Source organism: Campylobacter sp. IFREMER_LSEM_CL1097, assembly GCF_025772225.1.
In the GTDB taxonomy this organism is placed as follows: domain Bacteria; phylum Campylobacterota; class Campylobacteria; order Campylobacterales; family Campylobacteraceae; genus Campylobacter_D; species Campylobacter_D lari_D.
In genome coordinates, this window is the sequence record NZ_JAKMRT010000009.1 from 1 (window position 1) to 23,542 (window position 23,542).

Consider the following 23,542-nt stretch of genomic DNA (forward strand, 5'->3'; position numbering starts at 1 on the left):
AGGTTTTGGTTCAGGTTTTGGTTCAGGTTTTGGTTCAGGTTTTGGTTCAGGTTTTGGTTCAGGCGCGGGCTTATTAATACTAACTTTATCTTCATCTAATACAGCAACAAAATCAATACTATTGTTTCCTGATATTTCAACTTTTTCAAAGTCATTTATATTATTTTTTAATCCAGCTAAATTTATAGTAATTATATTGCCACTAGTGTAAAACATAGGTAATGGTATGTATTGTAATTTACCACCTTCTATTTGATAAGAATTTGCTATAAGTTTAGAATTACCATTATTTCCAAAATCAAGCTGCAAAATAGCATTGTTTTTTTGGTTATATAGACCTTCTACAATTAAATCGCTTAAGTCTTGATTTCCAGGTCTCACAATTCCTTGATTGTATAAATTATTTTTTATTAAACCATTTCCGCTAAATTTACCATTAGTTAAAACTTTAACCTCTCCACTTATAATTCCTTTATTATTTTGTGTTTTTATTAGGGAAAGCTCACCCTCTTTTACTATAGTTTTACCAAGATAAGTATTTTCTCCACTTAAAATTAACCTTCCTTGACCATCTTTGATAAATCCAATATTTAAATTTTGTATTTCATCTTTTGGAGAATTTAAAGCATCGAGTCTATGTAAACTATCATCCCATTTTTTTTGAGATATGTCATTGCTAAAAGTCGCGTTATATCCTTGAGTATTTATAGTATAGTAAGCTTCTTTTTCGCCATAAGTATCGGTAATATCTTGTGAATTTAATCTATTTGCATCTAAAATTCCTATACCATTTATGGCTTTTTCAATGTCTAGAATGCCTTGTCCTAAGATTTGTTCTTTTTTGAGAGTTTGTATTCCTTTGTAGTCTTCATTGGCATTTTGCATAAGTGGATATTTGTCGATTAGATTGTTTAATATCTTATCTGCTTCAAAACTCCAATATCCAGCATCTATCAAATCTTGTTTTATTTTATTTTTATCATCAGGGATAGGCGTATCTATATAAATAATAGTATAATAGGATTGTTTTCTTCCATTGGAAGTATTAAGAAGTTGAGTTTCTTTTACTGTTAGTTTTGGAGTTTTGTAATTTTTATTTGCTGTACTTAATAAAACATCAGCTATTTGTTTTCCATTTAAAAAAGGGAATTTTTCTGACACTAAAGCAGCAGCTCCACTTACCATAGGAGTTGCCATAGAAGTACCACTCATTTTAACATATAAATTTTTATCAGGTCTTCCAAAAATGGGTTGTATATTATAAGCAGCATTAACTGAATTAACAAAACTTCCAGGTGCTACTAATGAAAAATTTTCAACTCCTTTTAATCCATTACTATACGATGCTATAGCTTTAGAGGATAATATAAGTTTTCCATTTTCATCTTTTGTAATTTTAGAAGAATCAATGGCTCCAATGCTAAGCCATGATCTTAAATTTTCATCATAATAAGGAAGAGTAGCATTAAATCCAGGTGATACTATACCCTCATTTCCAGCTGCAAATAGTATTAGAATGTTTTTTTCTTTTGCTAACTTTATAATCCCATCAAGCGGTTTATTGTTGTTTGCTAAATTTAAAAAATAATTAGAATTTTGCTTTTTAAGATCTGATACATACCACCCGAGCTGACTCATTCCTACTATTGGATATAATTGCGTATTCCAGCTATTATTGATTATTTTTATTTCTTTATCTTTAAAATAATCATAAATATTATAAGGAATTATTTTTTGACTTCCATTGTTATAGCCAAAAATTTGAATTCCATACATTTTCGCATTGTAAGCAATCCCATATGGCTCTTTAATGTTTTTAAAATTACCAAGTATAATTCCTGCTACATGTGATCCGTGAGTGTCTACTGTTAGATCAGGAGTATAAGGTTTATTATTTACTGTTGAGTATTGTTGCTCTATGATTTGTCCTTGCAAACTAGGATGATTTGCATTAAAAGCAGAATCTATAATACCTACATTTATATTTTTTCCTGTGATATTAAGATCGTGTGCTTTGTGAACATTAATAACTTCAAAATCATTTAAAGCTAAAATTTGAGTTATAAAAATAAATATTATTAAATATTTTTTCATATGACTTTCTTAAATTTTATTAAAGATTCTTATAATTTTTAAGTATAACAGAAATATTTTAATTTTGATTAGAAACTCTTGTTTAAGATATTTATATTATTTCTTTTCCTTCTATAAAAAGTTTTAACACTTCTTTGCTTTGTAAGATAAATTGCAAAGGAAGTTGTTTTAAATTTGCACTATTTGGTAAAGCAAAAAGACTAAAATCAGCTATTTTGCCTTTTTGAATTTGACCTAGGTTTAAATTTAAGGCTTTTGCGGCTTTATTTGTTGCCATTAAAAGTAACATTTTGGCAAAATTTTCTAACTCAAAATCATGTATAAGTAAATTTGCTCTCATTTCATCAAGTATGCTTAAAGAAGTATTTGAACTTAAGCCATCGGTTCCTAGATGGATATTAATACCATTTTTTAAAGCAGATTTTAATTTAAAAGTATTTTTACTCAAAAGCCTATTTGAAAAAGCACAATGCGTGATTGAGTGCAGATTTTTATCTAGCAAATTCCATTCTTTAAAATACACACAATGTGTAAATAAAGTCCTTTGATCTTTAAAAAGTTCTAAAAAGCTTTGCGGAGTGTAAAATGGCATAGGATTTTTGCTAAATTTAGTCAAGCTCTTTTTAAAACCACCTTTTTTAAACCTTAGCCAGTTGTTTTCATGATTGCTTTCAAGAAAATGTGTGCTTAGTAAATGATCGTTTTCTCTAGCAAGTTTTATAGCAAATTTAGCAAGCTCTGTGTGGGTTGAGTAGGGTGCATGCACTGAAATAGCAGGGATAAATTTAGAAGTTTTAAAGCTCATGCTTTTTTTATAGCGAGTTAAAAATTCCTCTTTTTTTGCTTGGATAAAATTTTCATTTGAACCTAAAATTTCATTGAAAAATATCACTCTAGCTTGTGAATTTACACAAGGGATTAAATCGCCCCCAAAGCTTGAAATTTCTCCTATAGTAGCAGTGCCACTTTTTAGCATTTTATGAATATTTTGTGAGATTAATTTTTCTTTGGCTTTTTCGTTTAATTGCTCGCGGTTATTAAAAACGCTATCAAGCCATTTTAAAAAGTCCCCAAAGACTAAATTTCCATTATTTGCACTAAATTCTAAATGTGTGTGCGGGTTGATGAAGGCGGGTAAAAGTAAGGTATTTTTTGGAGTTGGTATAAGCTTGGCTTTCGGATAGGATTTTTGTAAATTTTCTAAAGTATCAATTTCTAAAATATTATCATCAAAAAGAATAGCTTTTTTTTCTAAAATACTAAATTTATCATCACAAGTTAGGATGATTTTGGGTGCTATTATAAACATTTTCCATCCTTTAAAAAGGTAAATTGTAGCTAAAATTTAGCTTTAAAGTGTTATAATATAGTAAATTTTACTAAATAAAGGTTAGATTATGAAAGTTATGGTGATACAAGGACCAAACATTAATATGCTCGGTGTAAGAGAAACTCACATTTATGGTAATATGAAAATGGAAGATATCCACGAGCAAATGAAACAAGCCGCAAAACAAGCTAATGTGGAGATTGAGTTTTTTCAAAGTAATTTTGAAGGTGAGCTAGTTGATAAAATTCAAGAATGCTTAGGCAGTGTAGATGGAGTGATTATTAATGCAGCTGCTTATGCACACACTTCTATAGCAATCCGTGATGCGATTGCGGCGATTAATATGCCTGTGATTGAAGTGCATATTAGCAATACTTACAGAAGAGAAGAATTCAGACAAAAAAGCATGATAGCACCAGTTTGTGCAGGTAGCGTGGTAGGTTTTGGTCCTTTTGGTTATCATATGGCTCTAATGGGACTTTTCCAAATTTTTGATCAAATCAATGCATATAAAGCAGCTCAAGCAAAAGCACAACAAGCAAATCAATGAATTTTATCTTAAAAAACGAAAATGCACTTTTTTATGAGTGTGGCTATTCTTGCGATAATGCTTTGTTTTTAAAACTTGAAGATAAAGCTTTTTTCATCACTGATGCAAGATATAGCTTTGAAGCTAGCGAAATGATAAAAAATGCTAAGGTGGTTTTAGCACAAGATCTTTTTGCTAGTGCTAGAGAGCTTTTAGAAAAAGCAGGAATTGATAGGGTGTGTTTTGACCCAAAAGACTTTAGTTATTTTGAATTTAAAGAACTTAGTAAAAGTGCAAATATCGTTTTTGAAGAAAAATTAGACTTAAGTAAAAATAAACGCATTATAAAAAATGCCAAGGAATTACAACTTTTGCAAAAGGCTGTAAATTTTGGTAAAGAATGCTTTGAAGAATTTGCTAAATTTATCAGTCAAGAAGGCCATGGAAAAAGCGAAAAAGAATTACATTTTAAAGCATGTGAAATTTTTCAAAAAAAAGGTGCTTTAGGGCTTTCTTTTTCACCTATTGTAGCTATTAATGAAAATGCGGCTAAAGCACATGCTTTACCTAGTGATAAATGTTTAGAATATGGAGATTTGTTATTAGTTGATGCGGGTGTGGTTTATCAAAGGTATTGTTCTGATCGCACAAGAACGGCTTGTTTTGATGAGAGTGGCATAGTGTTTGATAAAAATAAGCCAAATTTTAAAGACAAAGAAATTATGCAAATTTATGAAGTGGTTAAGCAAGCCCAACTTCAAGCTATAGAAAAAGCACGCGTTGGTATGAGATCAAGTGAGCTTGATTTTATCGCAAGAGAAGTGATTAAAAATGCAGGTTTTGAAAAAGAATTTATTCATAGTTTAGGACATGGAGTGGGGCTTGATATACATGAGTTACCAAACATTAGTCCAAGAAGTGATTATGAGTTAAAAGAGGGTATGGTATTTACCATTGAACCTGGAATTTATATCAAAGATAAACTTGGCATTAGGATAGAAGATATGGTTTATCTTGATAAAGAAAAGGCAGTGGTGTTATAACTTGCTGATTAAAGGGGCTAGAAGGTTAGAAAAAATTCGTTTTTTTCCTTTTTATTCAAAGGCTGATAAAAAAGGAAAATACATAGCCATTATAGGACTTGGAAGCAATATAGAAGATGAAAAAAAACGCTTTCGGAGTTTATTTAGGCTTTTAATGCAAGATAAACGCTTGCAAGTATTGCAAACATCGCCATTTTTGATTAATAAAGCTTTTGGCTTTGAAGAGCAAAAAGACTTTACTAATGCAGTGATGGTTGTAAGCACAAGTTTGCATGCAAGAGCACTTTTAAAAGTTTTGTTTTTTTATGAGTTTAAATTCAAAAGAAAAAGAACTTTTAAAAATGCTCCTAGAACGCTTGATTTGGATTTGTTGTATTTTTCAAAAAAAGCGCGTAAAGATGAGTATTGCATAGTGCCTCATGTGGGGGTAAATGATAGAATTAGCGTAACTTTGCCTTTGGGCTTGTTAAGATAAGGAAAAATATGGGACAATTGATTCATACTTTTACGGTTGAAAGCACAGATGAGATTATACCTAAGGTCAAGCAAGATTATGGCGATAAGGCTTTGATAGTAACTAATAAGCAAATTCGTCCAAAAACTATCAATCAAAAGCCTTTGTATGAGGTTATAGTGGCGATTGAAGAAGCTGATTATGAAGAGCATTTAAAACAAAATAATTTGCCTATGCCACCAAAGAAAAAACCAAACACAGCAAGTTTTCCTGAGGCTAAAATTCAAGCTCCAAAACTTGAAGATGAAAAAAAAGAAGAAGATGTAGTGCTTGATTTTTCTTCGAAAGCTAAGCAAAAACCTATTAATCCTTATTTAAATACAAGCAAAAAAGATGATAATTTTTTAAATTTAAAAAACAAACTTTCTCAAGTTAGTTCAGAAATTAGCAAGGTTTCAAACTATCAAGATTTTTCTATGCCAAATCCAAATTATGATAAAAAAATAGAAGCTTTTGAAAAACAAATGAACAAGCTTAATGATAAAATGAATTTGCTTGTGGATATGATGTGGGATGATAAGGCAGATTTACGCAAAGAATTAGCTATACCACCTGAGTTTGCAAGTATTTATAAGCAAGCTAAAGCAAGTGGTATGCAAGAAGCGCATTTAGAAGCGATTATGAAAGCAACTATTGAAAATATGCCAAGCACTATGAAAGCAAATCAAGAAGCAGTGCAAAGGTATTTTTACTCACTTTTGCGTAATATGCTTCCATGTCGTTTAGAAAGTGAAATTAAAAAGCAAAAAATCATGATGTTAGTAGGCCCAACAGGAGTGGGTAAAACTACTACTTTAGCTAAACTTGCTTTTCGCTATGCTTATGGAGATAGACGCTATAAAACCGGTATTATAACTCTTGATACTTATAGAATAGGCGCAGTAGAGCAACTTTTTCAATATGCTAAGATGATGAAACTTCCTATTATTGATAGTATAGAGCCAAATGACTTAGATGATGCGATTAGAAGTTTAAATACTTGTGAGGTTATTTTAGTAGATACAACCGGAAATTCACAGTATGATAAGGCAAAACTTGAAAAAACAAAAGAATTTTTATCGCATTCTAATGCGCAAATTGATGTGAATTTAGTGCTTTCAGCAAATACAAAATATGAAGATTTATTAGAAACTTATAATAATTTTTCATTTTTAAATATAGACACTTTAATCATTACAAAATTTGATGAAACAAAAGTATTTGGAAATGTGTTTTCTTTGCTTTATGAAACTAGCACTCCGATGAGCTTTTTTTCCATAGGTCAAGAAGTACCTGATGATATAGAAGTAGCAAATAGCGACTTTTTGGTGCGTTGTGTGTTAGAAGGTTTTAGAAGGGATGAAAATGAGTAATCAAGCAGAAAAATTAAAAGATCTAGTAAAAAATGAAAACTCAAATGTAAAACATACCCATTTTATCGCAGTTACTAGCGGTAAAGGTGGAGTTGGAAAAAGTACTTTTAGTGCAAATTTGGGCAACATCCTAGCTAAAAATGGATATAAAGTAGGGCTTTTTGATGCAGATATAGGGCTTGCAAATTTAGATGTGATTTTAAATGTGCGTGTAGAAAAAAACCTTTTACATGTTTTAAAAGGTGAATGCTCACTAGAAGATATTCTAATAGAAGTCAAGCCAAATTTATGGCTTATCCCAGGTGAGAGTGGCGATGAAATTTTAAAATACAATGATAAAAATATTTATGAGAGATTTTTAAATCAAACAAGTATTTTAGATGATTTAGACTTTTTAATCATTGATACAGGAGCAGGTATTGGTGGCAATATAGGGAATTTCTTAGAAATGTCTGATGAGGTTATTGTCATAACTGTACCTGATCCTGCCGCAATTACCGATGCTTATGCTACTATAAAAACTACTTCAAAGACTAAAGAGAATTTATTAATGGTATTTAATGTAGTTAGAAATGAAAATGAGGCTTTAAGAATTTTTGATAATATTAAAAAAGTAGCAGATATTAACATTAAGCATAATTTAAATTTAGAATTTTTAGGATTTTTAGGTCAAAGTAAAGATATTAGTTCTAGTATTAAAAAAAGAACTTTATTTAGCGATGATGATACTAATGCAAGTGATGAGCTAAAAGCCATAGCTTCTAAGCTTTTATATAGGTTGGAACAAAAAGTGCTTAATAATGTGGGAGATAAAAGCATTATGAGTTTTTTCAAAAAGCTTTTGGATCGTTTTTAGATTGAAGGAAAAAGATGAGACCAGAAAATTTTGTTGCTTTTTTTACTGTTTGTGGTTTTTTTATAGGATTAATGTTCACCATAGTTAATATAGAAGATGCAGTAGAGATAGTTGTATATACCTGTTTGATTACTTTTGTGTTTTATGTGTTAATCCATATAGTAATTATGATTTTTGTAGATGCAAATAAAATTAGTGGTAGAAGCTTTAATAAAGAAAAATATGAAAATGAAAATAATAGCTTTATAGCAGAATTAGCTGCAAGAGAAAAGAAAATGGATTACTTGCTTGAAAAACTTCAAGAAGAGCGTGAAGACCTTAAAAAACTTGATAGCTCTTCAAAAAGAAAAGTAAAACATGCAGCCGCATAATGCTTATGCTTCTACGCTAAAAAAAGAACAAGATGACTTAGTCATCTCTTATATGCCCGCATTAAGAGCTATGGCTTTTAGACTTAAAGAGCGTTTGCCTGCAAGTATTGATGTAAATGATTTAATTAGTATTGGCGTAGAAGAGATGATTAAACTCTCGCGTCGCTATGATAAAGAACAAAATGACAATTTTTGGGGTTTTGCAAGAAAAAGAGTAAATGGAGCTATGCTTGATTATCTAAGAAGCCTTGATGTAATGAGTAGAAGCAATAGAAAAATCATCAAAGATATTGACGCTATTATAGATGAGTTTTATCAAGAAAATGAAAAAGAACCTGATGATGAGTATTTAGCACAAAGATTAAATTTAGAAGTAGAAAAGGTAAAAGAAGCAAGAGCAGCTCATGCTATATCGCTTGTTATGCCTTTAGATGAACAGCTAAATTGTTTTAATGATAGTAATATCATAGAACAAATAGAAAAAGAAGAATTAATAGAAAAAATCAACGCGGTTTTGGAAGAATTTAAAGAAAGAGAAAGGCTTGTGATACAGCTTTATTATTATGAAGAATTAAATTTAAAAGAAATTGCAGAGATTTTAGAGATTAGCGAGTCAAGAATTTCACAAATTCATAAGCGTTTGCTTAAGAAGATTAGAGAAAGGCTAGTTTAATGGCTGAAATACTTTCCCAAGAAGAAATTGATGCTCTTTTAGAAGTCGTTGATGATGATAGCGATGATAGTGCTGCTTCTTCAAAATTAGAAGAAATAGAAGATAAAAGAGATATTGTAGTATATGATTTTAAGCGTCCAAATAGGGTTTCAAAAGAACAACTTCGTTCTATTAAAGGAATTCATGATAAATTAGCTAGAAATCTTGCTTCGCAAATTTCATCTATGATGAGAAGTATAGTTGAGATTAAACTACACTCAGTTGATCAAATGACTTATGGTGAATTTTTGATGTCTTTACCTTCACCGACAAGCTTTAATGTTTTTTCTATTAAGCCTTTAGATGGAAATTGTGTTTTAGAGATCAATCCAAGTATTGCTTTCCCTATGATAGATAGGCTTTTGGGTGGTCAAGGTGAAAGTTTTGACACCTTAAGAGAGCTTACAGAAATAGAACTTAACTTGCTTGATTCTATTTTGCGTATTATTATGCAAAGGCTTAAAGAAAGTTGGATGAATGTTACGGAAATTTATCCAAGTGTTGAAGCAAAAGAATCAAGTCCAAATGTTGTGCAAATTGTTTCTCAAAATGAGATTGTTATCATGGTGGTAATGGAGATTATCATAGGAAATTCAAGTGGTATGGTAAATATATGCTATCCAGTTGTGCATTTGGAAAGTATTTTGAGCCGTTTAGCAAATCGTGATATTATGATGGGTGAAACTTCGGCTAAAAAGTCAAGAAACAAAGAACTTAAAACTTTGATCGGTCGTGCTGAAGTGATTTATGAAGCTATGCTTGGTAAAACTTTTATCAATGTAAATGAATTTTTAGATTTAAAACAAGGAGATATTTTAAAACTTGATAGAAGTGCAGATGATAAAGCTATAGTGGCCATAGATAAAAAAGAAGTATTTTTAGCTCAAGTAGGACTTCATAGATTTAGAAAGTCGATTAAAATCTTAGAACTTATTAAAACTGATAAAGATGAGATTAAAGAAATGCTTGAAAAATATGAAGATGAAAGAAGAGCAAAGGCAAATTCTTATGATGAAAATGAAGAGTTAGAAGAGGAAGAAGATGATCAATGATTTTTTAGGCATATTTGTCAACGAGTGCATAAGCACAATAGAAGGCTTAACAGGGAAAAGTGCTGAATTTAGCGAGTATTATGAGTATGATGTAAATTCTCAAGATTCTATGACTCCGCCATTAGTTAGTGCTACTTTTAGTGTCAATAATGAGATGAAAATCAAAATCTTAGCAAGTGCGGTTTTAATGAGTGCAATTGGTGAGTGGATGATGGGAGAAGAAGAAATCTCTAAAAATAGTGAGCTAAATGAAGATGAAATGGACGCGGCCAAAGAAGCTATACAAAATATCATTTCAGCATTTTCTACAACTTTAGGTGCACAAAAAGAAATTCCAAAAATGGAATTTAGTTTAGAAAATTGTGAATTTGTTGCAGATAGTCTAGAACTTGGCGGCTTTCATAAAATATATTTATATAATGTAAAAATAGCTGATTTAGAAGAGAAAATTTCCTTAGTATTTGATGAGAAAATTTATAAAGTTTTAACTAAAACTAATTTAGAAGAAATTGTTACAACTCATGAAGAGCATACTCAAGACCATAAAACCTTAGCAAGCGTTGAAGAGTTAAGAAATATCGGCTTGATTATGGATGTGCGTTTGCCTATAAGAGTGCGTATTGGTAGTAAAAAAATGCTTTTAAAGGATGTTTTAACTATGGACATAGGTTCAGTTATCGAGCTTGATCAATTAGCTAATGATCCTTTAGAAATTTTAATAGGTGATAAAAAGATTGCCTATGGGGAAGTAGTTATTGTAGATGGAAATTTTGGAGTACAAATTACTGAGATTGGCTCTAAAAAAGAAAGATTAGAGCAATTAAGATGAAAAATTAGTTCTCTAATCAAAAAACAATAAAAATCAATATAAGCTAAAAGGCTTAAAATCAAAATGCAAAGATTTTGGAGTATTTAGCTTGAAAGGTTTTAACTCTTTTTAGGAGCAACAATTAAAGCATAACCACCTTTATTATATCTATCCCAAATGCTAAAAAATTGACTTTTAGAGCTTATGTATTCTCCATGGCTTGGATCAAGCACTTGTAAATAATTCCCCTTGTGATTAATAATTACCACAAAATGTGGGAAGCGTGGGTCATCTTCAATTTTTACAAGCATTGGAATATTTACAAGCTTGTCTAAGCTTTCTCTATTGATTTGATAGGAATCGCTTTCATAACCTAGCTTTTTAACCGCATCGTTTAAATCTGCAAAGCTTACCATATCCGTATAAAGCTTTTGTCCGCTCATGGTTTGTAAAAGTTTAAGCTCATCAAACTTTTTATCATCAAGTATATTGATTAAAGTTGCCAAAGATGAAGCCCCGCAAGATTGCTCGTAAGTTTGTCTTATTACTCTTTCGTTTTTAATTTCTTGATAAGACTTGACTACCCATTCTGCTTTTGCATTCAAAGAAAGAATGGATAAAAATAATAAAATTTTTAAAATTTTCTCCATAAGCTTATCCCAAATATACTATCAGGCGAAGCAGAACTTCCCCCAAAACTAGCATTAACAGAAACTGCGGTATCTGAATTAATGCTATAAGTAGAACCTAGACTTAAAGTTGGAATAGAACGCACTTCAGAATTTTGATAACCATTGATTTTTTGCTCGGTTTGAAATCTTTGCTCTGCTCCCAAATCTAAAGTAATTTTAGGACTTAGTATGATAGACAAATCCCCACCCACATAAATACTATTTCCATACTCTATTTTAAGGGTTTTAAATTTTCTTGATTGATTATAACCAAAACCGATATAAATGCTATATACAACAGGGTCGCTATATCCCCTTAAACTAGCTTGTAGGCTTTGTGATTTTAGATAAAAGTTTTCGGTTTGATTGATTGCTTTTTCTCTTTGAACGACTGCAGTTTGAAAGGTAATTTGTGGAATTAAATCTGCAATGCTATCTCCTGTATAAATAAACCTAGCCATAAACTATCAAAACCTATTCTGTTTTTACTAGAATACTCATTTGTAAAAAAGTTTGTATATTCAGCTCTTGCATAACTTCCGCCCCCTGAAATAAGTATGTCAAACTTAGGTGTTATGGTATAAATGAAAGTTTGAGTTAAAAATACTTGCTTTGTATCATTCCAAATTGTAGGATCTCCGTCTATTGTTATATTAGGATAAAGAGAATACGAGTTTGCATTTCCTGTGCTAAGTAAAGAAAAGCTTGTAATGCTTCTTAAGCCTATTTGCTTTTTAAATAAACTGTCTATACTTAGTTCATCACTAGCAAAAACACAACTAAGTAAAACCATAAATGTTAAGAAAATCTTTTTCATTGTTATCTTTCTAAATATTTTTAGATTTTTTCCATTAAAACAATAAATGTTTCAAATAACAAATTGATTTTAATATGTAATTTGTGATATTCTTTAAAAAAGAGTAAAAATAGCTAAAAAAGGAAGTTATGTTAAAGAAGTTAGCAAGTTCTTTAATTTTAGGTTCTTTGTTAGTAAGTTCTGCTTTTGCTGGGGATTTTTTAGCTAAAGTTAGTAATGGTGCTTTAAGTGATAATTCTCAAGGCGTAAAAGTTCTAAATGTAGATGAAATGAAACAAGTTAAGGGTGGGTATTTAGTCGGTTTTAAATTTTTTAAAGATCGTCCAAATTTAATTTCAGAAGTTTATGCAATTGCAGATTTTTCAGAATACGAACTTAGCAATCTTAACAAGAGTCTATGTGGTGCAGGAGATGAAAAATGCTCAAACCCTAGTAGAGATAGATTAATTTCTTGGTTGCAAGCGAGTGCTAATTCTCCTGCTGAATATCGTCCTGTATATAAGGTAAAAAGACAAATAAAATACTCAAATTTAGGACAGCCTTATGTTTTATTTACTTATGGAGTCGGTGTTTATAATGTAAAGAATGGACAAATATATCAATATAATTCTAGTCCTATGTTAAATAATAATACAATCATGAGAGAAATTGCTTATAAATATCAAAATTCTATACAAGATGCCATGGGTGGTTGGAATCCAAGATTATTTTAATAAAATATCATAAAAAAAGGGTTTTCTATGGTAAATTTTGATACTCAATATACAAATATTAATTATCTAAGCAATAACACGAACAATAAAAAATCTGTGCTTAAAAACGATGATAATTATTTTAATTCCGTGATAAAAAAATTTAATTTCTCTGAAAAAACCAAAGAAGAACAAGGGTATAATGGATCTCCTGATGTAAAAGAAGTAGAAAACTCTTTATATAAAAGATATATGGAAGATAAACTAAGCAAGGATGAAATAAAAATACTTAATAAATTTGGCACAGACTATCTTACAGAAGGCGTAGATTTTGTCCGCACTTCATAAACGAAAAGTTGATCTTTTAAAAACTCTTACAAGTATGAATGAATTTGAGAAAATATGGGGTGCTGAAAGGGCACAAAGAGAAAAACAATTTTTTAATGAACTTGGTAAGTCACTTACTCAAGAAGATATAGATAGGTTCTTAGCTAATAAAAACAATCAAAAAGAAGATAAAGAAAAACCCTTTAAACCTATACAAGCAGAAAGCAAAAACAAAGAAACTTATAAAGATGATAATACAAGAAATGATCTTGTAAAAAAACTATTAGAAGGTAAATTTAGCACAAGTAAAGAATTAGAACTTCTTTTTGGTATGAAATTTAGCGATGATGCAGGAGAATTTAACAAAGTTCTTTCTTTAAATTCTGTACCAAAAAGTATAGATATTAAAGTTTGAAAATGCAACAATTTAAATCACATTAAAGAGAAATTATGTTTAAAAAATTAACAAGTTCTTTGATTTTAGGTTCTTTGTTAGTAAGTTCTGCTTTTGCTGGGGATTTTTTAGCTAAAGTTAGTAATGGTGTTTTAAGTGATAATTCTCAAGGGGTTAAAGCTCTTAATTTAGATGAAATGAAACAAGTTAAGGGTGGGTATCAAACTAGCTTTAAGCTAGTTGGGAATAATGAGCTTTTAGCTTTTGCTAAGCCTAGTTGGACTTCAGAATTAACCTTATTTCAAGATAGTAACGGAGATCAATATTATTGGAATAGAGAAGGGCTTGTCCGATTTGGTGGAATGTGCGGTATAGATACCACAAATTGCTTAGTTAATGGAAAACATACATACACAAATCAACAAAGACTTTTGGAAACTATAAGTATAGTAGGAAATGATCCTTATCACAATTTTATTGGATATACTGTAAAAAGAAATATTGGTGTTTCTAATTTAGGAAAAAGATTTGTATATTTCTCCTATGGTGTAGCTGTTATTAACGAACAATTAGGTAGTTGGTATAGAGTAAAATCGAGCACTGTTTTAAACAATTACAAAGTAATTAAAGAAATAAGTTCAAAATATAAGAATGATATGGAATTAGCTCTTGGTGGTTATTCTATAAAATAAAAAGGATAAGTTAATGATAAACGGTATAAATTTCAATTTAAATCATCATCACACTATCTTAAATTTAAATAATAAGAAAGAAGATGAAAAATTTTCAAATAATACAATGACTGAAAATTCTATTTATCGCGGGAAAAATTTGAATTTAATTCTAAAATATTCGGACTTGATAAAAGTATTAGCAAAAAAGATATGAAAAAATTTAATAACTTTATGAAGTCAAATGCTTTAAAAGATCCAAATAAAATAGAAAAATCTTCACTTAAAAATCTTGGTAAAGATTATAATAGTTGGGATATAAAAGATGAAGATATTAAATTGATGAACTTTTCCTCTTACTCTCAAATGTTTAATCTTGGATCTGATATTACTAAAAAAGCATCTAATTTTAGAAAAGAATTTAATAATCTTATGCAAGAAGATTTAACTCTAGAGGAATTTAAAACTAAATATCTTGATTTTAAACAAAGACACGATGAGTTTGTAAAAGAATTTGAAATAGCTATGGGCGATAAAATGTTACTTAATGATAATAATGATACTAGCATACAAGAAAACAAAGAAACTTTTAAACCTATACAAGCAGAAAGTAAAAACAAAGAAACTTACAAAGATGATAATATAAGAAACGAGCTTGTAAAAAAAACTATTAGAAGGTAAATTTAGTACAAGCGATGAGTTAAAATTCTTTTTGGTGTTAAAATAGATGTAAAGATTTAAATAATAACGAATTTATTAAAATCTTTTCATAATTAAGTGTGTATAATATATAAAAGTGTGAATTTGAAAGTTTAGAAATTTAAAAAAACCTAATTTAATGCAGTTTGCAAAAGAAAATTATTTAAAAATTACATAAAAGATTATTATAAAAATTTAGCTAGAATGGAATTTATTTTAACTAAAGGTTATAAAATGAATGAAAAAATAATCCAAGATTTAGAAAAATTTGCTAACATGCCAAACCTAAAAAATGCTATAACTTTTTTTGGTTCTGCAAGATTAAAAGAAGACAATGAGTATTGTATTTTGGCTTCAAAATTAGCTCAAAAGTTAGCTGATGAGGGTTATAGCATCATCAGTGGTGGTGGCGGTGGTATTATGCAAGCTGCTAATCATGGCGCTATGCAAAGTCAAACTTCCCACTTAAAATCTTTTGGATTTAATATACATTTACCATTTGAGCAAAAAGCAAATGACTTTTTAGAGTATAATATCACTTTTAAGAGCTTAGCCATTCGCAAAATGGCTCTTATCCAAAAGAGTCTAGCTTTTGTGATTTTCCCAGGCGGCTTTGGAACATTAGATGAATTTTTTGAAATTCTTACTCTTAAGCAACTTAGTTTTAAAAAAGATGTTCCTATTATTTTAGTTGGGCAAAAATTTTGGCAACCTCTTGATGAATTTATCAAAACTTCTTTACTAGAACTTGGAACTATATCTAAAAATGATGAGTTAAAGTATAGTATAAGTGATGATTTAGATGAAATTATAAGAATGATAAAGGAAAAAGATGAAAATTCTTGTTGCAATGAGTGGGGGTGTAGATAGCACTGTAACTGCTTATAAGTTAAAGCAAGCAGGACATGAGATTATAGGTTGTTATATGAAGCTTCATGGAAAAGCTAATTATCATGAAGAAAATATACAAAAAGTTGAAAAAGTTGCTAAATTTTTAGACATCAAATATCATATTTTAGACTTACAAGAAGATTTTAAAAATCAAGTTTATATGCCTTTTGTTAATACCTATAAAGAAGGTAAAACGCCAAATCCTTGTGCTTTGTGTAATCGCTTTATTAAGCTTGGCAAGCTTTTAGAATTTGCTAAGAGTTTGGGTTGTGAGAAATTAGCCACAGGTCATTATGCAAGGATAGAAAATGGTTTGATTAAAATTGCAGTTGATGAGAGTAAGGATCAAAGCTATTTTTTAGCAAATGCAGAGAAAGAGGCTTTGGAATATTTGATTTTCCCTCTTGGAGAGATGAGAAAAGAAGATGTGAAAAAATTTGCTTCTACAATCGATGTTTTAAAATCTTTTGCAACACAAAAGGAAAGTTCTGAAATTTGTTTTGTGGAAGATACTTATGTGCAAGTTTTAGATCAGTTTATGGATACTAAAATTCCAGGTATTGTAAGAGATAGTAGTGGCAAAGAAGTAGGAAAACACGAAGGTTATATGCACTATACCATAGGTAAAAGAAGAGGTTTTGAGGTACGCGGGGCTCATGAGCCACATTTTGTGTTAAAAATTGATCCTAAAAAAAATGAAATCATAGTAGGTAAAAAAGAAGAACTTAAGATAAGTGAATTTAATCTTGATAATATTAATTTATTTGTTGATGCTAAAGAGCTAGATTGTGAAGTAAAAATACGCTATAGATCAAGATCGACCCCATGTAAAGTTTTGATTAATGAAGATAAAAGTGCAAAAATCATCTTACAAGAGCCTGTTTATGGGCTTGCTAGCGGACAAATGGCGGTATTTTACGATAAAGATTTGGTTCTTGCAAGCGGATTTATTAAATAAAAAAGCTAAAGGGTTGCACCCCTTTGGCGTTGCACCCTTTATACTAACTTTTTTTAAAAATTAAAATTATTTTATTGTAATAGAAAATAAGAAAATTGTAGTTGAGGTTTTTCTAAGATAGATTAAGCAAATCTTGTCTTAGAAAAATTATATTGCATTTGATAAGTTGATCTTATTCAGTCACATCAACAATTGATCCACGATCTTCACATCTTTCTTTATTCCATTTTCTTGTATCACACATGCCATAAACTATTTTATGTTTATTCAAATTGCCATTTTTATAGTTGATATAAACAACATCGCCATATTGTATTTGCCCATTTGCAACTTCTTTAGCTAATTCATCTTGAGTCGGTTTTATCTCTTCAAAATCTTCAGCTACTTCAGGGTGTTTTTCTTTTAAAGCATTTAAATCAACATCTTTAAGGCTTTTTATCACAACATTAGAGCCGTAATCTTTTTTTAAAGTTTCAATGAATAAATCATAACCACTTTTAGAACCTCTACTTGGATCATATTTATAATCTACTCCATTAGCACATGCTATAAAAGAAATTAATGTCAAAGCACCAAACATTGTTTTTTTAATCATTTTTTATCCTTTTAGTTTTAGTTTGCAAAGTTTATCATAAATGAAGTTAAATCAAAAAATTACGGAGCTAAAATATCTCCATAATACTTATATCAAACCATAAAAGATCAAATTTAAGTAAAATTCCATAAATTACTGCACTAAATAATCCTGCGAAAATTCCTGCTAAAACATCATCTAGCATTACGCCTAAACCACCTTTAGTTTTTTTGTCAATTTTACCTATGATAGAAGGTTTTGTGATATCAAAAAATCTAAATAAAACAAAAGAAAGTAAAAAAGTAAAAATACTCTGTCCGCAAATTGCCAAGGCTAAAAATACCCCAACAACTTCATCTATTACAATATGCTTATCATCGTGTATGCCTGTTTGTTTTTCATATTGATCGATGATTTTTATAGAGATTAAAAAAAGTAAAATTGCAAGCAAGATCAAAGTTCCTATGCCCAAATACCTTAAAATAAAAAAAGCAGGGATTAGCGCTGCTATCGTGCCAAAAGTTCCTGGAGCTTTATTAACACTACCTGAATAAAAAAAAGTTAAAAATAATTTTTGCATGATTACACCATATATGACATTTGATGAAGTTTTATAAGTTGCTCATAAAATTCTTTATCGCTTCGATACTCTAAAATACCATGTGTAGGGAAAAGATTACTATAGATATTTTGTTTATTATGAAAGCGATTTGGGAAAAGCTCAGATAAAATCAAAGCTGAAATTTCTCTTCTTATAAAAACTGCTGGTGGAATGATACCAAGTCTAAGTAAATTTTTTAAAGAATCACCATGGTATTTCATATGATGATGAGCTCCATGGGGACATGATTTGGTACTTACTACCATTTTACATTCATCACAAAATACAAATTCAGGAAGTATGGTAACTTCTATATTATAATCTTTTGCAAAATCATCAAGCACGGTAAAGGTTCTGTTTTGATTAAAATACATCCCAAGTCCTGCATGATTTTGTCCTACAAAAAGTTTATTGCAATCAAAACTTTTAGCCAAAGCACACTCAAGCACAGGGTTTAAATGCGAGGCAAAAATTTTGATATTATGTAAAGGTATAAGTAAAACCCTAGAAGATGGTAAGTAATTTTGCGCAAAAACATCAAAACAACGCTTTTTGAGTTTTAAGCTCAATCCGTTGTTTTCATAGGATTCTATAAGGAAAATAATCACTAAATCAGATTGTTCTATAGCCCATCTTAAAATTCTCTCATGTGCTCTATGAAAAGGATCAAAACTTGAAACAATGGCTGTGATATTAGAAGGATTTAATCTTTTTTTGATTTTTTCAAAATCTTCTTTAATGGCTTTGATATTATTGTGATAAATTTCAAATTCGCCACTTATACAAATTTTTCCAAAATCTTGGATCAAGCAAGCATTAGGTCTAAAAATATCATTGCTATTTTTATCATTTTCAAATTTGCTTTCTAAAATGATATGTCCTATGGGTTTATCATTGCAAATAAAGTCTATTTTATCGCCAACTTTTGCATTTTCTAAAGCAGTATTATTTTCTTTTGTACTTGCAGGTGCAAAGGTGAGAGTATAAGGAATTTTTTGTTTATGTATCATTCCTGTGGCTATAACTTCATCTCTTTCTTTTTGATTCATTAATTTTGTAAAAGAACCAAAAACTCCTTCTTTGATAAAACATAAAACTTCGTATTCTTCTTCTGAGATTGTAATACTATTTTTTCTTTGTAATGCCATATTTTTTCCTTTTTTCCCATAAAGATTTTCTAGAAATTCCTAATTTTTTTGACAAATCTGTATCAGGAAAGACATTTTGATAACTAATGATAATATGTTTAACATAATCATCAATAGTTAAAATTCCATTACTTTCGAAGTTTTTCTCATCCTCGCCTAGTTCTAAAATTTGAAAATCACTATGTTCAACATTTGTACTTGTATGTATAATAACAGCTTTTTTTAAAGCAAGGTTTAACACTTTTTCTTTGTCTGATGATTTTAGAGTTTGGAAATTTACAAGATAGTATAAACAATTATCTTTAAAGATTTTATCTAAATTTTGTTGATGTGAAAGATCTATGTAAATATTTGCGACATTATGCTCATTGGTATAGTTAAATACAAAATGATCTGCAAAATTTTGATTATTAGTTTTTAAAATCAAAGGCAATTTGAATTTTTTATAATCAAAAGTTGGTAATTTAGCTGTCTCAAATTTATGTTTTAAATAAGACTGATAAGTATGATTTAAAATATTTATTTTCTTAAATTCTTGAAAATGTTTGATTTTTCGCGTTAATTCTTCTATCATAAAAGGCTTTTGTATATAATCACTCGCACCGGCTTTTAGTGGCGCTAAAACTGTATCTGAGCTTATATAAGATATGAGTAAAATAATAATTTTATGCTTAAAAATTTCTACAATATGTTCAAAATTGGCCATACTAGTAGAAAGCAAAATGATTTCATAATCATGATGAGCAAGCTCATTAACATTTGCAATAATATCACAATCATAACCTATAGAATTAAGTTTTGAACCTATGCTTTGGGCTAAATAAAATTCATTTTCTACTATTAAAACTTTCATAATTTCATCCAATCAAAATATTTTAAATTCGCACTTACTAAAACAGCAATTCCTTCTTTTCTTCCTACAAAACCTAAATGCTCTGTGGTGGTGGCTTTGATATTGATTTTATTTGGTGTTACTTTTAATATTTTGGCTATATTAAAAGCAATATCTTCTTTAAAATCTTTCATCTTGGGCGTTTGTGCAATGATTGTAATATCAGCGTTCACAAGCTCAAATCCATAATTTTGCACCAAAGTATAAGCATTTTGCAATAAAAGCATAGAATCTGCGTTTTTATATTGTATATCATTATCTGGAAAAAGTTCTCCAATATCTCCAAGTCCTGCTGCACCTAAAAGCGCATCAATTAGTGCATGAGTTAGCACATCTCCATCAGAATGAGCTTTCAAGCCCATATTTTCATGTACCTTTACTCCGCCTAAAAGTAAGGCTCTTTGCTCTCCAAATTCATGCACATCAAAGCCATTTCCATTAAAAATTTCCCAAGATGGTTTTGGTAAATTTAAGCTTTTTAAATCTTCTTTAAAGGTAATTTTTTTAGCTAACTCATCACCTTGTACATACCAAATCTTACCACCAATAGCTTGTATTGCTGTGCTATCATCGGTAAAATTTGCATTTTGCTCTAAAGCTTTTTTGAGCATACTTGTGCGCGAAAGTTGAGGGGTTTGTATGAGTTTTATTTTATCTCTGTCGATAACTTCTTGAGCATAAATTGCTGTATCGCTTACTTTTAAAACAGGTGTAATACAATCTGCTTTATCGTAATTTTCTATAATATTATTAAAAAGGTTTTTAGAAATCAAAACCCTTGCGACATCGCTAACTAAAACATATTCACTTTGTACTAAATTTAAAGCATTAAGTAATGATTGTGCTCTTGTATTACCGCCTTTAACAAAATGATACTCAGGTGCAAATCTTTTCATATAAGAAATATTACCAGAAGTAACAATTACTTGTTTAAAAGGGTAAAAAGAACTTAAATTTTTAGTTGCATAAAGCCATAATGGATGTTCACCTAGTCTTAAAAACTGCTTTTTTACCGGAGCATTAAATCTTGATGACTCCCCTGCTGATAGCATAATCAAGGAAATATCTAACATTTGTTACACCTTAATTTTTTATTAATGTTACGATATTATACACCATAAAAGCCAAAATTTATATTTAAGTTAGTAGAATTAATCATTTTAAACAACAAGGAGAAAAATTGAAGGAAAAAATCGAAGAAAGACTAAAACAAGTTATATATCCGGGATTTAAAAAAGATATAGTAAGTTTTGGTTTTGTAAAAAAGATTGATTTGAATGAAAAACAAGCTCATATTGTAGTTGAAATCGTTTCGGCTAATGCTCAAATTGCACAAGAACTTAGACTAAACATTGCAAATGTTTTAAAAGATTTAAATTTAGAGCTTAATTTAGAAATCATACAGCCAAAAATTCCTGAAGAAAAAAGCAATTCAAGAAGTGGTAAAAACATCGCTCCACAAATTAAAAATTTCCTTATGATTTCAAGTGGAAAAGGTGGGGTAGGTAAAAGTACTACAACTTTAAATTTAGCGATTTCTTTGGCTAAAATGGGTAAAAGGGTAGGGCTTTTGGACGCAGATATTTATGGACCAAATATACCAAGAATGCTAGGTGAGAGTAAAAGCAAACCTGAAATTGTAGGTCAAAAAATTCGTCCTATTTTATCTCATGGGGTTTATATGATGAGTATGGGTGTGTTGATAGAAGAAGGTAAGGGTTTAATGTGGCGTGGCTCTATGATCATGAAAGCGATTGAACAACTTTTAGCTGATGTGCTTTGGCCTGAACTTGATGTATTATTGCTTGATATGCCTCCAGGAACAGGTGATGCGCAAATTACCCTAGCTCAAAGCGTGCCAGTGAGTGCGGGTGTGTGTGTAAGTACTCCTCAAGTAGTGTCTTTAGATGATAGCAAAAGAGCGCTAGATATGTTTGAAAAATTGCACATTCCTGTTGCAGGTATTATAGAAAATATGAGTGGCTTTTTATGTCCTGATAATGGTAAAGAATATGATATCTTTGGTAAAGGCACCACAGAAGAAATGGCAAAAGCTTATAAGTGTGAAGTTTTAGCTCAAATTCCTATCGAAATGAGTGTAAGAGAAGGTGGAGATAGCGGTAAGCCTGTAAGTTTTTATATGCCTGAGAGTGTAAGTTCAAAAAGATATTTACAAGCTGCTGAAAAAATCTGGGAATTTATAGAAAAGGTTAATCAAGAAGGTAAAGTAGATAATTCAGCTATTCAACCTATAATGAATGGCAAAAGCGCGTGCTCGCAATAAGGAGGAAAATATGCCAATAGAAAGTAAAGAAGAATTTTTAAATTTAATCAAGCAAATCGAACAAAGGATTAATTATAAAAAGCCTAAAGCTTTTGCTATAGCAAGACTTGATCTAAGTCAAGTTGATCCTAGTAAAAAACTTCAAGCTAATTTTGGTGTGATTAATTTTGAGCAAAATTATGCCGCTGCAGCTGTTATGTTTGAAGCTTTTTTTAGAAGAGGGGTTGATGTTGATTTTAATGAAAGTGAGTTTGTGGCTACTTTGATTAAAGAAGATTTGGATTTTGCACTTGAATGCTTTGCGCCATTTTTACAAGAGCAAGGTCATAAAAATATAGAAGCAATCAAAGCAGCAAAGGAAAATTTTAGAGAAAATGCTTTTTCTTTTGTTTGTATTTTTGAAGATGAAGCACCAAAAAGCTTAGAAAGTGTGTATTTAAAACTTTACTTACTTTCAAATAAAAAAGTACCTTTGAGGAGTTTAAATTTAACAGGTGCTTTTGGGATTTTACCAAATGTTGCATGGAGTGATAATAAGCCTATTGATTTGGACTTTTTAAGAGAAAATGAGATTGATTTAAAAATGAGTGGAAGGTATCCAAGGATTGATTATGTAGATAAATTTCCAAGATTTTTAGCTCATGTTATTCCTGAGGATAATACTAGAATTTTAGAAAGTTCTAAAGTAAGAATGGGGGCGGTTTTAGCTGCAGGTACTACTATCATGCCAGGGGCTGCTTATGTGAATTTTAATGCAGGTACAACTGGAGCTTGTATGGTAGAAGGGCGTATTAGTTCATCAGCTGTTGTGGGCGAAGGTAGCGATGTAGGAGGCGGTGCTTCTATACTTGGTGTTTTAAGTGGTACAAGTGGTAATGCTATTAGCATTGGTAAAGCTTGTCTTTTGGGTGCAAATTCGGTTACGGGAATTCCTTTAGGGGATAATTGTATCGTTGATGCAGGCATTGCTGTTTTAGAAGGGACTAAATTTGCTTTAAAAAATAAAGAAGAACTTCAAAAAATCAATCCTGATTTTAAATTTGACAAAGATATATACAAAGGTTTAGAATTAGCAGGGCTAAATGGCTTGCATTTTAGACAAGACTCTCAAAGTGGAGTGATGATAGCAGCTTTAAACAAAAAAGCTGTAAAACTTAATGAAGATCTACATTAAATTCTTAGCCCTTATGGGTTAAGAATTTTAAAACTCATGTTGTAGATTTTAAATTAAACTATAGATATTGTAAAAATGATTTTTAGTA

Annotated in this window: 24 protein-coding genes and 3 pseudogenes; 18 read left to right on the plus strand and 9 right to left on the minus strand. The window is 30.0% G+C overall.

Annotation, left to right across the window (positions count from 1 at the left end; translation table 11 throughout):
• Both L8W64_RS05040 and L8W64_RS05045 read right to left on the minus strand, forming a co-directional pair.
• Positions 1 to 2,094 (minus strand): S8 family serine peptidase (locus tag L8W64_RS05040; RefSeq protein ID WP_263673011.1); only part of this gene is annotated, 2,094 nt, incomplete at its 3' end.
• 91 nt (positions 2,095 to 2,185) lie between these two features.
• Positions 2,186 to 3,403, minus strand: coding sequence for a metal-dependent hydrolase (locus L8W64_RS05045; RefSeq protein WP_263673013.1), 1,218 nt, complete (start codon positions 3,401 to 3,403; stop codon positions 2,186 to 2,188).
• Positions 3,404 to 3,491: 88 nt separating this feature from the next.
• On the opposite strand from L8W64_RS05045, the gene aroQ reads away from it, so the two are divergent.
• From aroQ to fliY, 9 genes are read left to right on the plus strand one after another with little or no spacing between them, the layout of a single operon-like run.
• Positions 3,492 to 3,974 (plus strand): type II 3-dehydroquinate dehydratase, encoded by a 483-nt coding sequence (gene aroQ / locus L8W64_RS05050; protein WP_039625266.1) that lies wholly within the window; start codon positions 3,492 to 3,494, stop codon positions 3,972 to 3,974.
• Positions 3,971 to 4,996, plus strand: coding sequence for a M24 family metallopeptidase (locus L8W64_RS05055; RefSeq protein ID WP_263673014.1), 1,026 nt, complete (start codon positions 3,971 to 3,973; stop codon positions 4,994 to 4,996). The genes aroQ and L8W64_RS05055 overlap by 4 nt, the downstream gene beginning before the upstream one ends.
• A gap of 1 nt (position 4,997) precedes the next feature.
• Positions 4,998 to 5,471, plus strand: a complete 474-nt coding sequence (gene folK, locus L8W64_RS05060; RefSeq protein ID WP_263659453.1) for a 2-amino-4-hydroxy-6-hydroxymethyldihydropteridine diphosphokinase — start codon at positions 4,998 to 5,000, stop codon at positions 5,469 to 5,471.
• A gap of 8 nt (positions 5,472 to 5,479) precedes the next feature.
• Positions 5,480 to 6,862 (plus strand): flagellar biosynthesis protein FlhF, encoded by a 1,383-nt coding sequence (flhF, locus tag L8W64_RS05065; protein ID WP_039667960.1) that lies wholly within the window; start codon positions 5,480 to 5,482, stop codon positions 6,860 to 6,862.
• Positions 6,855 to 7,718: a flagella biosynthesis ATPase FlhG gene (flhG, locus tag L8W64_RS05070; protein WP_133319628.1), complete on the plus strand. Its 864-nt coding sequence runs from the start codon at positions 6,855 to 6,857 to the stop codon at positions 7,716 to 7,718. Before flhF ends, flhG begins: the two co-directional genes overlap by 8 nt.
• A 14-nt stretch (positions 7,719 to 7,732) precedes the next feature.
• Positions 7,733 to 8,089, plus strand: a complete 357-nt coding sequence (locus L8W64_RS05075) for a hypothetical protein (RefSeq protein WP_133319627.1) — start codon at positions 7,733 to 7,735, stop codon at positions 8,087 to 8,089.
• Positions 8,076 to 8,762: an RNA polymerase sigma factor FliA gene (locus L8W64_RS05080; protein WP_133319626.1), complete on the plus strand. Its 687-nt coding sequence runs from the start codon at positions 8,076 to 8,078 to the stop codon at positions 8,760 to 8,762. The genes L8W64_RS05075 and L8W64_RS05080 overlap by 14 nt, the downstream gene beginning before the upstream one ends.
• The gene (gene fliM, locus L8W64_RS05085; protein ID WP_133319625.1) at positions 8,762 to 9,853 is read left to right on the plus strand and encodes a flagellar motor switch protein FliM; all 1,092 of its coding nucleotides are present in this window, start codon (positions 8,762 to 8,764) and stop codon (positions 9,851 to 9,853) included. The genes L8W64_RS05080 and fliM overlap by 1 nt, the downstream gene beginning before the upstream one ends.
• Entirely contained in the window at positions 9,843 to 10,682 is an 840-nt protein-coding gene (fliY, locus tag L8W64_RS05090; RefSeq protein ID WP_263673015.1) for a flagellar motor switch protein FliY, read from the plus strand. Before fliM ends, fliY begins: the two co-directional genes overlap by 11 nt.
• A 33-nt stretch (positions 10,683 to 10,715) precedes the next feature.
• On the opposite strand, the pseudogene L8W64_RS05095 reads toward fliY, so the two are convergent.
• Positions 10,716 to 11,311, minus strand: a pseudogene (locus tag L8W64_RS05095) (C39 family peptidase).
• Positions 11,296 to 12,149, minus strand: a pseudogene (locus tag L8W64_RS05100) (hypothetical protein). The pseudogenes L8W64_RS05095 and L8W64_RS05100 overlap by 16 nt, the downstream one beginning before the upstream one ends.
• A gap of 128 nt (positions 12,150 to 12,277) precedes the next feature.
• Between L8W64_RS05100 and L8W64_RS05105 the strand changes: the two are divergent.
• From L8W64_RS05105 to mnmA, 7 genes and pseudogenes are all read left to right on the plus strand, one after another.
• Positions 12,278 to 12,862, plus strand: coding sequence for a hypothetical protein (locus tag L8W64_RS05105; RefSeq protein ID WP_263673017.1), 585 nt, complete (start codon positions 12,278 to 12,280; stop codon positions 12,860 to 12,862).
• A gap of 27 nt (positions 12,863 to 12,889) precedes the next feature.
• Positions 12,890 to 13,583: pseudogene (locus L8W64_RS05110) on the plus strand (hypothetical protein).
• Positions 13,584 to 13,618: 35 nt separating this feature from the next.
• Positions 13,619 to 14,254 (plus strand): hypothetical protein, encoded by a 636-nt coding sequence (locus L8W64_RS05115; RefSeq protein ID WP_263673019.1) that lies wholly within the window; start codon positions 13,619 to 13,621, stop codon positions 14,252 to 14,254.
• A gap of 13 nt (positions 14,255 to 14,267) precedes the next feature.
• The gene (locus L8W64_RS05120; RefSeq protein WP_052823866.1) at positions 14,268 to 14,450 is read left to right on the plus strand and encodes a hypothetical protein; all 183 of its coding nucleotides are present in this window, start codon (positions 14,268 to 14,270) and stop codon (positions 14,448 to 14,450) included.
• Positions 14,447 to 14,914, plus strand: a complete 468-nt coding sequence (locus L8W64_RS05125) for a hypothetical protein (RefSeq protein WP_263673021.1) — start codon at positions 14,447 to 14,449, stop codon at positions 14,912 to 14,914. Before L8W64_RS05120 ends, L8W64_RS05125 begins: the two co-directional genes overlap by 4 nt.
• A gap of 252 nt (positions 14,915 to 15,166) precedes the next feature.
• Positions 15,167 to 15,802, plus strand: coding sequence for a TIGR00730 family Rossman fold protein (locus L8W64_RS05130; RefSeq protein WP_133319622.1), 636 nt, complete (start codon positions 15,167 to 15,169; stop codon positions 15,800 to 15,802).
• Entirely contained in the window at positions 15,765 to 16,781 is a 1,017-nt protein-coding gene (gene mnmA / locus L8W64_RS05135) for a tRNA 2-thiouridine(34) synthase MnmA (protein WP_133319621.1), read from the plus strand. Before L8W64_RS05130 ends, mnmA begins: the two co-directional genes overlap by 38 nt.
• 172 nt (positions 16,782 to 16,953) lie before the next feature.
• Here the strand turns inward: mnmA and L8W64_RS05140 are convergent, their stop codons facing one another.
• From L8W64_RS05140 to L8W64_RS05160, 5 genes are all read right to left on the minus strand, one after another.
• Positions 16,954 to 17,376, minus strand: coding sequence for a hypothetical protein (locus L8W64_RS05140; RefSeq protein ID WP_263673022.1), 423 nt, complete (start codon positions 17,374 to 17,376; stop codon positions 16,954 to 16,956).
• A gap of 67 nt (positions 17,377 to 17,443) precedes the next feature.
• A complete protein-coding gene (locus L8W64_RS05145; protein ID WP_263673024.1) occupies positions 17,444 to 17,935 on the minus strand; it encodes a phosphatidylglycerophosphatase A in 492 nt (163 codons plus the stop codon).
• A 2-nt stretch (positions 17,936 to 17,937) separates the two neighbouring features.
• Positions 17,938 to 19,104, minus strand: coding sequence for a sulfate adenylyltransferase (locus tag L8W64_RS05150; RefSeq protein ID WP_133319619.1), 1,167 nt, complete (start codon positions 19,102 to 19,104; stop codon positions 17,938 to 17,940).
• Entirely contained in the window at positions 19,082 to 19,957 is an 876-nt protein-coding gene (locus L8W64_RS05155) for a hypothetical protein (RefSeq protein WP_220566787.1), read from the minus strand. Before L8W64_RS05155 ends, L8W64_RS05150 begins: the two co-directional genes overlap by 23 nt.
• Positions 19,954 to 21,069 (minus strand): bifunctional 2-C-methyl-D-erythritol 4-phosphate cytidylyltransferase/2-C-methyl-D-erythritol 2,4-cyclodiphosphate synthase, encoded by a 1,116-nt coding sequence (locus tag L8W64_RS05160; RefSeq protein ID WP_220566788.1) that lies wholly within the window; start codon positions 21,067 to 21,069, stop codon positions 19,954 to 19,956. Before L8W64_RS05160 ends, L8W64_RS05155 begins: the two co-directional genes overlap by 4 nt.
• A 107-nt stretch (positions 21,070 to 21,176) precedes the next feature.
• On the opposite strand from L8W64_RS05160, the gene L8W64_RS05165 reads away from it, so the two are divergent.
• Both L8W64_RS05165 and L8W64_RS05170 read left to right on the plus strand, forming a co-directional pair.
• A complete protein-coding gene (locus L8W64_RS05165) occupies positions 21,177 to 22,280 on the plus strand; it encodes an Mrp/NBP35 family ATP-binding protein (protein ID WP_133319616.1) in 1,104 nt (367 codons plus the stop codon).
• A gap of 10 nt (positions 22,281 to 22,290) precedes the next feature.
• Positions 22,291 to 23,454, plus strand: a complete 1,164-nt coding sequence (locus L8W64_RS05170) for a tetrahydrodipicolinate N-succinyltransferase N-terminal domain-containing protein (protein WP_114640023.1) — start codon at positions 22,291 to 22,293, stop codon at positions 23,452 to 23,454.
• Positions 23,455 to 23,542: the final 88 nt, after the last annotated feature.